Source organism: Patiriisocius sp. Uisw_017 (assembly GCF_047731265.1).
GTDB lineage: Bacteria > Bacteroidota > Bacteroidia > Flavobacteriales > Flavobacteriaceae > Patiriisocius.
In genome coordinates this window covers 1,866,036-1,879,342 of sequence record NZ_CP159835.1, presented here as the reverse complement: position 1 = coordinate 1,879,342, position 13,307 = coordinate 1,866,036, and the positions used below count along the sequence as shown (strand labels likewise).

Sequence of the window (13,307 nt, the reverse complement as noted above, 5' to 3'; positions counted from 1 at the left end):
ATCATTCTAACTCCATTATTTTTTTATAATAATTACCTACAACTTTTAATGAATGGACGCTTTTATAATACTCTATTCCTTGCATGGCCAAACTTTTCATTCTTTTTCTATCACCTATCAAACACTTTAACACATCTGCAAGTTCTTCTGGTTCACAACTCACTATTGGCATATCAGGATAATCTTCACGCCACCACTTCTTAGTTTTACAAACCACAACACAACCAGAAGCCATTGCTTCCACCGCCAACAAACCATAACCATGTGCAAATTGATCTACTAAAATATTGGTCTTTCTAAGTTCTACTTTCACCTCATCATTTGATAATCGTTTGGAATAATACTCAATTTTTGATGGGTCCAATTGCTGGATTGCAGCATCAACATATTTTGTTCCTTTCAATAATGAATTTGATGGAAAATGGGTAATACGAACTTTATCCGCATTAAATTTATCGATATTTTCTGATATAACGATATCACTCAAAACATAAAAATAATTTGCCTTATCCGGATATTTCAAAAATCCCAATGTATCCTTTTGAGAGAAAATATAGTCTGCAAACTTTTCGATATATCTAATCCCTTTTGCTTTAGTATCCAGTTCATCACAATTCAAATATTTTTTTAACTTCTCATCAGTACAAAAAGAACAATATGACCCTTTTTCAGAATTGTATTTATCATTTGGATTTCTCTCAGGACAACCAACAAATAAAAAAGCTACTTTTTTATTAAAGAACTTTAATATAGGTAAGTCGCGCTTTTTATTAAGAATTGTATTATTAACGGAAACAAAGATAAAAACATCATAAGCTATAATACTTTTAATTAGCAGTATACTTCTTTGAAATCCATGAATTAGCCTAATGGAGTATTTATTTATTATTGCTTTTTTAAAAAATGATCTTTTTCCCTGAACTCTAAAAAGAATATTATCCCGGTCACAACCATAACCAAATGGATGCACCTTGAAAGAATGGGAAGTAGCACTTATGCCCACTGTTCTTAATGCTTCAGCGATAGATTTTGAATTTCCGGCAATATTATCAACACCTACAAATACTTTTATTTTAGCCATTTATAGTTCTTAAACGTCTGATGTTATTTTTTATATTTTGCATACAACTTTTTTTTTGGAGATTTATTATTTTATTTAAATCGTTGCCTAATGGATGTAAAAAAAATTGAAGGCTTATTCCTATCCTCTTTTATTTCTACATCATCAATTTCAATTTTCCCATTACCGGTAATTACAATAATAGTTCCGGAGTCTTTATTTATTTTAGCTATTTGACCAGGAACTGCTAAGTAATTTTCTTTATCAATAAATAATTTAGCTCTCCAAATAATTACTTTATCATCTTTATAATTTGTAAAAGCTCCAGAAAATGGTTCCGAGGATGCATTTATTAATTTGATAATAGTAATTGCATCATCTTTCCAATTAATTTCTCCATCATCTGGATTCCTTGGATAAGTTCTTAAAGCATCTTTTGGATTTACTGATTGTTTTTCTACATCACTTGGGTTTTTAAGCAGTTTTTCAACAGCCTTAAGCATAAGTGGTGGGATTTCATTTTCCATCCAATCATAAACCTCTCCAACTCTTGAATTTATATTTAATGGAAAATAAGATTTAGCAATTATATCTCCTGAATCTAGTTCCCCGCCAATCATTTTATGGATACATAAACCTATTTTATCTTCACCATTAATAATAGCCCAAGCTTGACAAGCATTTCCCCTATATCTTGGTAAATCGCCTCCATGAGCATTTAAAATTCCAAAAGGAAATAATTTAATAACATCAGTAGAAATAACTCCACTGTAGTTAACACTAATACAAATATCTGGAGATGTTGAGGCTACAATATTTATTAATTTTTCTGCATTAATTTTAGGGTCATGAATAAATAATATGTTTCTTTCAATTGCAAAATTTTCAAAATCCTTACTAGTATATTTATATTCTGGAGCTTCTTTTGCTGTTACTATAAAAGCTATTTCATACCCATTTCTAATAGCTAAAAGCATAGCTTCATAAGTAAGTTCTGATCTTCCTATTATTCCAATTTTCATTATTTTATAATTTGAGCAAATTCGCAGCTAATATTTTCATGTAAAGACTCTGCAACCTTAAATCCAGAAATTTGTAAATTTATTAATGGATTAATTCCAATATGACTTAACGTATAAGTCATAATACTAGAAAAACCATCAAAAGAGGGATATAATGTAGTTATTGAATCTTTATGTTTATTATAATTAATATTTCCATACAGATGAACAATTCCGAAGTCTGGATTTAATTTTAATAACTTTTTAAAGTCAAAAAAATCAGCTGAACCATATTCCCTCTTTTCATCATAATCACATACATAAATAAAATCTACATTTTCAATATTTTTATATAAAAAATCCTGATTTGTCGTTAATATAACTTCTTTTGCCCCTAGACTTAAAAAAGCCTTTTTCGCTACTTCCCCAAAATGGTCATCAGACCATACTATAATTTTATTATTATAAACTTCATAACCTGCATTTAAAGACATTTTTACCGCTAAAGGACCCACGTGATTAAAAACTAATAAATCTGGATGATTTTCCCACGTACCAGCAACTCTAATCTTATTTAATTTACAATAGTCAATATCTATATCAGAATCTCTTAACTCCCATTTTTCATACATTAAAGGAATTACCGCATTCTTTTTTAAATATTGTAATTTCTCTTTATTTAAAGGCCTTAAAAACCCTGAGTTAGTAATAATATCAGCGTTTTCTAAATGCTCTTTACTTACCTCATCTGAATAAAACTCAACCTTATCTGCTAAACCAATACCTTTAAGGATTATTCTGCATCGTTCAATTATATCACTAGCCTTTCCATACCTAGAATCTTTTGTGTAAGCAACTATTTTATTTGCATTTGCTAAAGCTGCAATTATTGGAGTATAAACATATTCACCAGAACCAACTTCTGTTAGGATATTATAACCGGTTAGGTCTAATCCTAGCTCTACATTTTTTTCTTTTATTTTGGATAGAACTCTTTGCTGTTTTAATGAAATCATATTTTTTAGTTAATAGATTCACCATTTAAAAATATTTTACACCACCATTCAAAATTCATAAAAGACCATATTAGTAAACGATGGTTAACACCCTTATTGATATGCTCATCTACGGTTTTAGTAATATAATCTTTGTCAATATATTTTGTACTTACGGTATTCTCAGACAACAATAACTCTTTAACATAATCTGCATTTTCTCCTCTGTACCAACTTTCATCTGGAGCAGAAAACCCTTGCTTTTTACGATTTATGATTTCATCCGGAATAAAATCTGCCATAGCTTTTCTAAGCACATTTTTACCATCGTCAAACTCTCTATATACTACTTTTTTCTTTTCTAAATTCTCGTCAATCTTAGCGATTTTCTTTTCAAGGTTTCCTAACTTATGTTTTACAGGAACTTTCATTGCAAAATCTACCAAATCATTATCCATAAAAGGGAATCGCTCTTCTAATCCATGCGCCATTGCAAGCTTATCACCAACTAAAAATAAACCGGGTAAAAAGGTTTTTATTTCAAAATATAACGAGTTATTAATGTGCTGTTCTGGTGTATCATATTTTAACTTATCGTTAAAAGTAAATACGCGTTCAAAAACTCGTCTTGGTTCGTCTACATCTATCTTATCAAACACTTCTTTTGTAAAAAGAGCTTCTTTTTCTGCATCTGGCACCAAACGTTGCCAAAACTCATAATACTGATCGAAAAATTCTTCTTTGTTTAAAGAATCAAATACTTTATAATAACGCCATGGATATCCACCAAATAATTCATCTCCTCCAGTGCCTTGTAAACATACTTTTACAAATTTTGAAGCTAATCTGGATATATAATAACTTGGATATGACATACCAACTCGTAAATCCTCTAAATGATAAACTAGCTTTGGTAAAGACCATCGTATATCACCAGCATTCATAACCTGCTCAAACTGTTCAGTTTTGAAATGGTTTGACATTAACTCTGCATCCCTACGCTCATCAAAATTAGCTTCTCTCCCAGTAGCTTCACTCATATCAAAACCACAAGTAAACGTAGATAATCTATCTACCTGTTTAGATGCCACCGCTGTAATAGAGCCCGAATCCATTCCTCCAGATAAATATGCACCTACGGGAACATCTGCAATCATTTGCCTAGTTACTGCTTGTTTAAACAAACGCTTCGTTTCTTCTTTAGCTTCTTTAAAAGACATGTCTTCATCTGTATTTGTAAAATCATAATCCCACCAAGAATCATGTTTTACAAAGGTTGATGAGGTATCAATTTTCACAGTATTTGCTGGTGGAAGCATGGTTACACCTTTAAATAACGTATTAAATGAAAACACATTTTGAAATGAAAAATATTCATTTAATGCACTTAAGTCCACATCAATTTTATAATCTGGATGCTTAATAATCGCTTTAATTTCGCTAGCAAAACAAAGTGTTTTGCCGTTAAACCAATAATATAAAGGTTTAATTCCAAAACGGTCTCTGCTTAAAAACAATTCTTTAGTCTCGTTATTCCATGCTGCAATTGCAAACATGCCATTTAATCGCTCAAAAAATATAGTTCCATAAGCCTCTATACCTTCGCAAATCACTTCAGTATCTGATTCAGAGTTAAAAAGGTGACCTTTAGCTTTAAGCTCTTGTTTTAATTCTGAAAAATTATAGATACAACCATTAAATACAACAGTCCATTTTAGGCTTTTAGAACTCATTGGTTGAGCTCCTTTATCACTTGTGTCTAATATAGCAAGACGTTTGTGTGCCAAACCAATATTTTCTTTTACAAAATACCCTTGTCCATCAGGACCACGATGGGCAATTTGATCTGCCATAGATTTTAACTGGTCTCTTATGACAACTTCTCTATTAAGATTAAAAACCCCTACAATTCCACACATACTATAAACAAGCTTTTAATTCTGTAACAACACGCTCCTGTAATTCAGGAGTTAAATCGTTATATAATGGCAATGCCAATGCGTGTTTGTAGCACCATAAACTATTTTTCATATCACCCTTAATTTCAACTAAAGGATTATTTTGAAAAGCTTCGTGCATGTGAAGTGAATAGGTTCCAATTTGAACTTCTATTCCTTTTGCACGCATTTCGGTCATGATACGATCTCTATCCTCAACGAAAATAGAAAACGTTTGATAGGAGTGTTTACATTGCTTAGAGGTACATGTACAATTAGCACACCTTTCTTTTTCTGAGAAATGTGTTAGGGTAATACCATCAACATTTCTAAGCATAGCTTCATAGTTGTTTGCTAGCTCAATTCGTTTAGCTAACAAAGCATCTATGTGTTTTAATTGACCTAATCCTACCGCTGCTTGCAAATTTGTAAGCTTATAATTTGTTCCAATATTAGAAAAGTGAATACCTTCACGAGAAGCTCCGGTCATGTCCATACCAAAATGTTTGTATGAATTCATCCATTCTGCTAGTTCATCACTTTGCGTGGTAACAATGCCACCTTCTCCGGTTGTAATAAATTTTCTTGGATGTAAAGAAAATACGGTAATATCTGCTTGTCTACCTATTTTCTCTCCCTTAAACTCTGCTCCAATAGTACAAGCTGCATCTTCAATTATATATAAATTATGCTTTTCTTTGATAGCATTTAGTCTATCATAATCTAGTGGTGCACCAAATAAAGATACAGGGATTATCACTTTAGTTCTAGGTGTAATAGCTGCTTCTAATGCATCATAATCAATAAGCATATTTTCTCTAGACACGTCTACAATTACAGCTTTTGCACCCACAATTGGCGCTACAGATGCCGTTGCTGGATAGGTATAATCTGGAACAATAACCTCATCGCCAGGACCAATATTCAGTGCTCTTAAAGCCATTTCTAAACCTGTAGTAGCAGAAGTTACCGCCATTAAATGTTTACAGCCTAAATAATCCTTCAGAGTATCCTCAAACTCTCTTGTAACAGGACCTTCTGTAAGATATCCGCTTTCAAGAACTTCGATAACCTTATCTTTAATTTCCTGCGTGATAAATGGTTTTATTAATGGTATTTTCATATTAATTATTCTTTATCAATTCCAACTGATTTTCTCCAATCGATTAATTTTTGTAATCCTTCTCTTAACGAATCTTTATATAAAAATCCTAATTCTTGTTCTGCGCGTTGGCGAGATCCAATTCTATTTTGAACTAATGCACGAGCATCGTCTGCAGAATACGGTACATATTTCACTTTTAATTCAGATTGTTTTAAATCTAAAATAGTGTCACATAATTGTTTAATGGTTGTTTGTACTTCGGTACCTACATTATAGTTTCCAATTTTTACGTCAGATTCTAGTGCTGCAATATTAGATCTGGCAATATCTTCAACATAAATAAAATCATATGCTTGGCTTCCATCTCCATTTATTATTGGTTGTTCTCCTGCCTCAATTTTATTTAACATAATAGGCACGACTCCACTGTAAACAGCATGTTGATCCTGACCTGGACCATATACATTCATATATCTTAACCCAATTATTTCAAGGCCATATCGATCATTATAAGCAGTAGCCATAGCCTCTCCAGCTATCTTAGTAGCGCCGTAGAAATTCTTGTTATTAAAAGGGTGAGATTCTGTCATAGGAACCTGAACAGCATCTCCGTAAACAGATGCAGATGAAGAATATATTAATTTTTTAATATTGTTATTCACACATGCTTCTAACACGTTAAAAGTACCTGCAATATTTACATCAAATGCTGTTCTAGGAAAGTCTTTACAATGTAACAACCACATTGCCGCTAAATGAAATACATAATCAACATCTTTCATAGCACTGTCTAGGATATCTATTTCCCTAACATCACCACCTAATGGATATACAGTACATCTAGGATCCTTTAAGCTTTCAACTATATTATCCGCCTTACCACGTGCGAAATTATCATAAATTACAACTTCTTTTACGTCAGATTTCAATAATTCACTGACTACAAACCCTCCTATAAATCCAGCGCCACCAATGACTAATACTTTTGCATCTTTTAATTTTTCCATGTTTTTATTTTAATGAACTATTTTTCAAATATTCTGTTTACCACCTCATCCGCAATTGCTAAACATGCCGTTGCTGCCGGTGACGGAGCATTAATTATATGTAATGAATTTGGAGTTTTTTTAATTAAAAAATCATCTACTAAATTCCCTTTGTTGTCCAATGCTTGCGCTCGTACGCCAGATTTCCCTCTGGTAATCTCTTCCATTTTTAAGTCTGGAACTAATTTTTTCAATGATTTTAAAAACCTTTTTTTACTAAATGCTCTTTTATATTCACCAAGTCCAATTTTCCAATAACCAAAAAAAAGTTTCCATAACCCTATAAAAGTAAAGGCCTTAATAGTATCTCGTATGCTAAAACTTATTCTTGAATAACCCTCTTTCTTAAATGAAAATACCGCATTTGGTCCAGCTTCAATACTTCCGTCATACATTTTGGTTAAATGGACCCCCAAAAAAGGAAGGTTTGTATTAGGTACAGGATAAATCAGTCCTTTTACTTTTTTCACTCCTTGATTAATTACATTGTAATAATCACCTCTAAACCCAACGATTTGTATATTCATGTCAATACCGTCAAGTGTTGCCATCTCATCAGCTTGCAATCCTGCAGAAAATATAGCATATTTCGTACTATATTCTTGTTGAGGTGTAACTATTACTTTAAACTCATTCTCACTTTTAATTGCAGTAACTTTTGTTAGCTTTAAGACCTGATTATTTGGATTTATTTTTAAAAATTCTTGTGCCAAAGTCTCTACAACTTGACGGTAGTCTATAATTCCGGCATATGGAACAAAAATAGATTGAATACACTCTACATATGGCTCGTATTGCCTACTTTCTTCTGAAGACAGAATTTTTATGTCTTCTAACCCATTCTCAAGACCATTCCTATATATTTTTTCTAAGGTCGGTACTTCTGATTTTTTAAATGCAGCAATTAGCTTTCCACACATTTCGTGGCTTATCCTATGTTTTTGTGCAAAATCAATTAACTGCTTTCTACCATTTATGCAATTCTTTGCCTTTAACGATCCTGGAGTATAATAAATACCCGAATGAATAACACCTGAATTATTTCCTGTTTGATGTGAGGCTAAAGTTTTTTCTTTTTCTAAAACGAGAATACTTTTGTTATTTTCTTTTAATGCTAATTTATAAGCTGTTGCTAAACCTATAATACCTCCTCCTACAATAATATAATCGTATTTTTTTTCCATTACAAGAAGTTTCTCTTAACTATTTACTCTATCAAGTTTAACAAATACTCCCCTTATTCATTCTTCCTCATTGGTCTTGGTTTTTCATCATCAACAATTTTCTCAATATCAACCACCATTTTCGCAGTTTGCATCCCATGATAACCACTGCCAACATTTAACATGTAATTTGGCTTATTCATCTTTAATTGGTCAAAAAAGACTTCGCTCATATTGGGGTCATAATGCTGGCCAGTATGAATAGTTATTAACTCTAATTTCCCTTTTCTAGCTTTTTCAAAAGAAAATGCTTTATAAACTGAGGCCTTACCCCTATAATTGTGATGATTTTCAAAATACTTATTGTTCAAATAGATGTTTCACCAATCACTTTTTTACAAAATGGATGGTATTCCCCTTTTAATCCTATATGGGCTAGGTTTCTTATGGTAGATACTGTTTCGACCGAACTATAGGCCTCGCTTAGACCGAATCCATTTCCTTTTAAAATTTCTTCATGGCTTCTAGTATGCAAATCTGCAAAGCCCCCACTAAATTCTATTTCTTCACCATCTACCACAATAGATCTGAAAGTAGTTTGCCCTGCTAACTGCACTTTGTTGGGTAAATAGTTTTGATTTACCGATAAAAACCATCGAACATTGGCATGTTTTAGTATCAAACTTCCAGCATTGGCATCGGGTGTTTTTAAGTGAACCACATTTTCTATAACATCACCAAATATCCAACAAAGCATATCATAAAAATGAACGCCAATATTGGTAGCAATTCCTCCAGATTTAGACATATCTCCTTTCCAAGAAGCAAAATACCATTTGCCTCTTGAAGTTAGGTATGTTACATCTATATCATACCCTTTTGATGGGTTCACTTTTAATTCATTTTGTACTTTTTGTTTCAAAGCAACCATTGAAGGATGCAATCGAAGCTGAAAAATATTATTTGTTTTTTTTCCCGTTTCTTTCTCAATTTCTTCTAATTGTTCAATATTCCAGGGATTCAAAACCAGCGGTTTTTCACAAATTACATCAGCTCCACTTTTTAAAGCAAATCTTATATGTGAATCGTGCAGATAATTTGGTGAGCAAATCGAAATGAAATCAATTTTACAACCATTTTTTCTAGACCATTTATCAACAAATCTATCAAAGCGTTCAAATTCAATAAAAAAATTAATGATGAAATACTAAATACCTGACGAATTTTACTTCTAATCGCAGGAGAGTTATTTTCATACCAAAGCTTAGTAAAAAGTGGGTTAAAATTCTTTTACAGTGCGGCAGAGATCATAAGGATTGAAAAAACAAAAACTTCAATGTACGCCTAATACCCCGCAGCTTCATCACCAAGACTATATCCAATAATAAGAATAGGTATTCTTGTATTAAATGTTGCTACAAATTCTTCCATTACACTCTTTATAACAAAAGACAAATGCTTATAGACCCATTTAAAATCTATTTTACCCCAGTATTTTCTAGTTTTAATAAAAAAGTAAGATAATATTAGAACTTCAGAACAAATAAAAGAATAAGCAATAGATTTAAAAGGAAGGTCTGCTGCCCTTACATATACTACTAATAGGATTATTGTACTCCATCTTATCACCCTGACTATAGCATCTATTTTTATTTCCCTTAGGCCAGTCATAAAATTGTTTATCGTCTTATTAAGGGCAAACAAAGGAACTCCAAAAATCAGCATTTTAATTATAACCCAAAGTGCTTCAGCACTCATTATATTCGGAAAGAATCTTAATAAAAGAAAGAGAAAACAACCACACAAGAGCTTAATGATCTAGCAACAATCGCATTAGAAAATATGCCTTTAATAAGACCATCATTATCACTATGTTGGGATGTATGCTTTTGAGCAGACGTCTGAATCCGAAAATTTGAAAGCAGCGCTAAAATCATATAAATAGATAGTCCTTGATTAATTATTCCAAGATTCCCTACTCCCAAATGATTCCCGATAACAGTATTTATAAGTAAACCAGAAATACCTGCGGTAAAATGTGATCTAATAGTAAAGCTAGCATCCTTAACAAATTTTACATTAAATAAATTTTTAACTTTTTTAATTTTCACCAAGTAATGGAAATTTTTCATTAAACGATCATTCCTGCAGCAACAGTTTCGTTCGTTGCATCATCTACTAAAATTATACTTCCTGTAGTTCTATTTTTTCTATAAGAATCTACCATTAATGGTTTTGTAGTACGTATTCTCACTTTACAAATGTCATTCAGATTAAGCTCTTTATCGTCATTAATACGCTCTATTGTGTTAACGTCATACTTGTAAACTACTTCTTTAATCATTGCTTTTTGATCGTTAGATGTATGCTTTATAGTATATTTTGTTCTCGGTTTTGCTGAATCGTTACCCAACCAACATAACATAACTTCTATATCTTGAGTGTCTTCGGGTTTGTTATTTGATCTTACAATCATATCCCCACGACTAATATCTATATCGTCTTCTAATGTTATAGATACAGACATTGGCGCAAAAGCTTCTTCTAATTCATTACCTAAAGTATCTATACTTTTAATTTTAGAAGTAAAACCTGATGGCATTACCGTTACCTCATCTCCTTTTCTAAAAATACCACTAGCAATGCGTCCTGCATATCCTCTATAATCTATATAACCTTCGCTTTGCGGCCTTAAAACTGTTTGCACAGGAAAACGAGCGTCTACCTTATTAATATCACTACTAATATGCATTGTCTCTAATGTGTGTAACATTGGAGCGCCTTGGTACCAAGGCATATTCTCAGATTTGTTTACTACGTTATCTCCATTTAAGGCACACATTGGAATAAAACGTACATCTGTCACTAACATTTTTGAAGATATATCTTCAAACTGTCTAACAATATCATTGTACACATCTTCAGAGTAGTCTACCAAGTCCATTTTGTTAACACAAACGATAATATGCGGTATTTGCAATAAAGAAGCTATAAATGCGTGTCTTTTTGTTTGTTCAATAACACCATGTCTCGCATCAATTAATATGGTTGCGACATTTGCTGTTGATGCTCCTGTTACCATATTGCGAGTATATTGAATATGACCTGGAGTATCGGCAATAATAAATTTACGTTTTGGTGTTGTAAAATATCTATAGGCAACATCTATGGTGATACCCTGCTCACGTTCATCCCGTAAACCATCTGTAAATAAGGCTAAATCCACACCATCGTGGCCTTTCTTTTTACTTGTCTTTGTAATGGCCTCAAGTTGGTCTTCAAATATTGATTTAGAATCATATAATAAACGACCTATTAAAGTACTTTTCCCGTCATCTACACTTCCTGCTGTTGTAAAACGTAATAATTGATTGTTATCTAACATTTTTTGCTTTTTGAAACTTAAAAAGACCGTTCAACTTCGATCCAGGTCAGGTTTTCAATGTTATTTTAATAATTTCTAGAAATATCCTTGGCGTTTTCTGTCTTCCATCGCAGATTCAGAACGTTTATCGTCACTTCTGTTTCCTCTCTCTGTGCTGCGCATTCCTGCAACTTCAGTAGTAATTTTTTCTAATGTATCTGCCTCAGATTCATCTCCTCCGGTAATAGTAATATCCCCTAACGTTCTAAAACGTATTTTTTTTATTACTACTTCTTCATGATTTTCAAGGACTAAAAACGCTGAGTTAGGAATCCATGTGTTTTGCCTCCAAACCACTTCCCGTTCGTGGGCAAAGTATAAAGATGGTATATCAATATTTTCTCTTTTAATATAATTCCAAACATCCATTTCCGTCCAATTGCTAATTGGAAATGCTCTAAGGTGTTCTCCCTCAAAATGTTTTCCATTAAAAATATTCCATAATTCTGGTCGTTGGTTTTTAGGATCCCATTGCCCAAATTCGTCTCTATGTGAAAAAAACCGTTCTTTTGCTCTAGCCTTTTCTTCATCTCTTCTCCCTCCGCCAATAGCACAGTCAATTTTATTACTTTCTATTGCATCTAGTAATGTAGTAATCTGTAAAGCATTTCTAGTCGCACTTTTCCCTTTCTCTTCAGCAACCCTCCCTGTATCAATAGATTCTTGGACAGATACTACAAGTAGTTTAACGTCTAGTTCTTTAATAATTTGATCTCTAAATTTAATGGTTTCAGGAAAATTATGTCCTGTATCTACATGCATTAATGGAAATGGAATTTTGGATGGATAAAACGCTTTTTTTGCTAAATGCGTTACTAAAATAGAATCTTTTCCTCCAGAAAATAAGATAACCGGATTTTCAAATTGTGCCCAAACTTCTCGTAATACAAAGATTGCTTCACTTTCTAATTCATCTAAATAATTTAAGTAATACTTATTCATTGCTTAAAATTTAATTTAGGTTTTATATAATTCATTATATCATGAACTGCTTGTTCAACTGTTTTTTCTTCCGTTTTAATTTCAATATTAGGATTTTGTGGCGCCTCGTACGTTGCAGAAACCCCAGTCATGTTTTTTATCTCTCCTGCTCTTGCTTTTTTGTATAGTCCTTTTACATCTCTACGTTCACATTCTTCTATGCTAGTGTTGATATAAATTTCGATAAAGTTAAAATCTTTAACGATGTCTTTGATGTTTTCTCTGTCTTTTTTATAAGGAGAGACAAATGCTGCTAACACCACTAAACCGGCATCTAGGATCAAATTGGATATTTCTGCTATTCTTCTTATATTTTCTGTTCTATCCTCTGGAGTAAAAGTTAAATCACTATTTATACCACTTCTTATATTGTCTCCATCAAGGGTATAAGTTTTCACCCCTAATTTATATAATTCTTGTTCTACAATATTAGCGATGGTTGATTTTCCAGATCCTGAAAGCCCTGTGAACCACAACAACAAGGATTTGTGCTTATTCATTTTTTGTCTATCAACTTTTGAAACTTGATAGTTATGTGGAATAATATTTTCTTTCATATAATAGCGCAACCTTTATAATTGTTTAATGCAATAAT

At 32.2% G+C, this 13,307-nt stretch carries 14 protein-coding genes; all 14 read right to left on the bottom strand.

What is annotated here, in order from left to right:
* Position 1: 1 nt before the first annotated feature.
* The gene (locus ABXT67_RS08615) at positions 2-1,081 is read right to left on the bottom strand and encodes a glycosyltransferase (protein ID WP_415376873.1); all 1,080 of its coding nucleotides are present in this window, start codon (positions 1,079-1,081) and stop codon (positions 2-4) included.
* 71 nt (positions 1,082-1,152) lie between these two features.
* Positions 1,153-2,082 (bottom strand): methionyl-tRNA formyltransferase, encoded by a 930-nt coding sequence (locus ABXT67_RS08610; protein ID WP_415376872.1) that lies wholly within the window; start codon positions 2,080-2,082, stop codon positions 1,153-1,155.
* Positions 2,082-3,077, bottom strand: coding sequence for a hypothetical protein (locus ABXT67_RS08605; protein WP_415376871.1), 996 nt, complete (start codon positions 3,075-3,077; stop codon positions 2,082-2,084). Before ABXT67_RS08605 ends, ABXT67_RS08610 begins: the two co-directional genes overlap by 1 nt.
* A 5-nt stretch (positions 3,078-3,082) precedes the next feature.
* Positions 3,083-4,975 (bottom strand): asparagine synthase (glutamine-hydrolyzing), encoded by a 1,893-nt coding sequence (gene asnB, locus ABXT67_RS08600; protein ID WP_415376869.1) that lies wholly within the window; start codon positions 4,973-4,975, stop codon positions 3,083-3,085.
* A 1-nt stretch (position 4,976) separates the two neighbouring features.
* A complete protein-coding gene (locus tag ABXT67_RS08595) occupies positions 4,977-6,116 on the bottom strand; it encodes a DegT/DnrJ/EryC1/StrS family aminotransferase (RefSeq protein ID WP_415376868.1) in 1,140 nt (379 codons plus the stop codon).
* A gap of 5 nt (positions 6,117-6,121) precedes the next feature.
* Positions 6,122-7,105 (bottom strand): NAD-dependent epimerase/dehydratase family protein, encoded by a 984-nt coding sequence (locus tag ABXT67_RS08590; RefSeq protein ID WP_415376867.1) that lies wholly within the window; start codon positions 7,103-7,105, stop codon positions 6,122-6,124.
* Positions 7,106-7,122: 17 nt separating this feature from the next.
* Positions 7,123-8,328 carry an L-2-hydroxyglutarate oxidase gene (gene lhgO / locus ABXT67_RS08585; RefSeq protein WP_415376866.1) on the bottom strand — a complete coding sequence of 402 codons (1,206 nt, stop codon included), beginning with the start codon at positions 8,326-8,328 and terminating at the stop codon, positions 7,123-7,125.
* Between the two features lie 53 nt (positions 8,329-8,381).
* Positions 8,382-8,678: a UDP-N-acetylglucosamine 2-epimerase gene (locus ABXT67_RS08580; RefSeq protein WP_415376865.1), complete on the bottom strand. Its 297-nt coding sequence runs from the start codon at positions 8,676-8,678 to the stop codon at positions 8,382-8,384.
* A complete protein-coding gene (locus ABXT67_RS08575) occupies positions 8,675-9,433 on the bottom strand; it encodes a Gfo/Idh/MocA family oxidoreductase (protein ID WP_415376964.1) in 759 nt (252 codons plus the stop codon). Before ABXT67_RS08575 ends, ABXT67_RS08580 begins: the two co-directional genes overlap by 4 nt.
* Before the next feature lie 218 nt (positions 9,434-9,651).
* Entirely contained in the window at positions 9,652-10,065 is a 414-nt protein-coding gene (locus tag ABXT67_RS08570; RefSeq protein WP_415376864.1) for an oligosaccharide flippase family protein, read from the bottom strand.
* A 17-nt stretch (positions 10,066-10,082) separates the two neighbouring features.
* A complete protein-coding gene (locus ABXT67_RS08565; RefSeq protein WP_415376863.1) occupies positions 10,083-10,421 on the bottom strand; it encodes a hypothetical protein in 339 nt (112 codons plus the stop codon).
* 17 nt (positions 10,422-10,438) lie between these two features.
* A complete protein-coding gene (locus ABXT67_RS08560) occupies positions 10,439-11,692 on the bottom strand; it encodes a sulfate adenylyltransferase subunit 1 (protein WP_415376862.1) in 1,254 nt (417 codons plus the stop codon).
* 75 nt (positions 11,693-11,767) lie between these two features.
* A complete protein-coding gene (cysD, locus tag ABXT67_RS08555; RefSeq protein WP_415376860.1) occupies positions 11,768-12,673 on the bottom strand; it encodes a sulfate adenylyltransferase subunit CysD in 906 nt (301 codons plus the stop codon).
* Positions 12,670-13,269, bottom strand: coding sequence for an adenylyl-sulfate kinase (gene cysC, locus ABXT67_RS08550; protein ID WP_415376858.1), 600 nt, complete (start codon positions 13,267-13,269; stop codon positions 12,670-12,672). Before cysC ends, cysD begins: the two co-directional genes overlap by 4 nt.
* Positions 13,270-13,307 lie beyond the last annotated feature (38 nt).

Excerpts from the sequence above, each read along its gene's own strand:
- lhgO (WP_415376866.1), bottom strand. The coding sequence starts at position 8,328 with ATGGAAAAAAAATACGATTATATTATTGTAGGAGGAGGTATTATAGGT.
- ABXT67_RS08560 (WP_415376862.1), bottom strand. The coding sequence starts at position 11,692 with ATGTTAGATAACAATCAATTATTACGTTTTACAACAGCAGGAAGTGTA.
- ABXT67_RS08615 (WP_415376873.1), bottom strand. The coding sequence starts at position 1,081 with ATGGCTAAAATAAAAGTATTTGTAGGTGTTGATAATATTGCCGGAAAT.
- ABXT67_RS08570 (WP_415376864.1), bottom strand. The coding sequence starts at position 10,065 with ATGAGTGCTGAAGCACTTTGGGTTATAATTAAAATGCTGATTTTTGGA.
- cysD (WP_415376860.1), bottom strand. The coding sequence starts at position 12,673 with ATGAATAAGTATTACTTAAATTATTTAGATGAATTAGAAAGTGAAGCA.
- ABXT67_RS08590 (WP_415376867.1), bottom strand. The coding sequence starts at position 7,105 with ATGGAAAAATTAAAAGATGCAAAAGTATTAGTCATTGGTGGCGCTGGA.
- asnB (WP_415376869.1), bottom strand. The coding sequence starts at position 4,975 with ATGTGTGGAATTGTAGGGGTTTTTAATCTTAATAGAGAAGTTGTCATA.
- ABXT67_RS08610 (WP_415376872.1), bottom strand. The coding sequence starts at position 2,082 with ATGAAAATTGGAATAATAGGAAGATCAGAACTTACTTATGAAGCTATG.
- cysC (WP_415376858.1), bottom strand. The coding sequence starts at position 13,269 with ATGAAAGAAAATATTATTCCACATAACTATCAAGTTTCAAAAGTTGAT.
- ABXT67_RS08605 (WP_415376871.1), bottom strand. The coding sequence starts at position 3,077 with ATGATTTCATTAAAACAGCAAAGAGTTCTATCCAAAATAAAAGAAAAA.
- ABXT67_RS08595 (WP_415376868.1), bottom strand. The coding sequence starts at position 6,116 with ATGAAAATACCATTAATAAAACCATTTATCACGCAGGAAATTAAAGAT.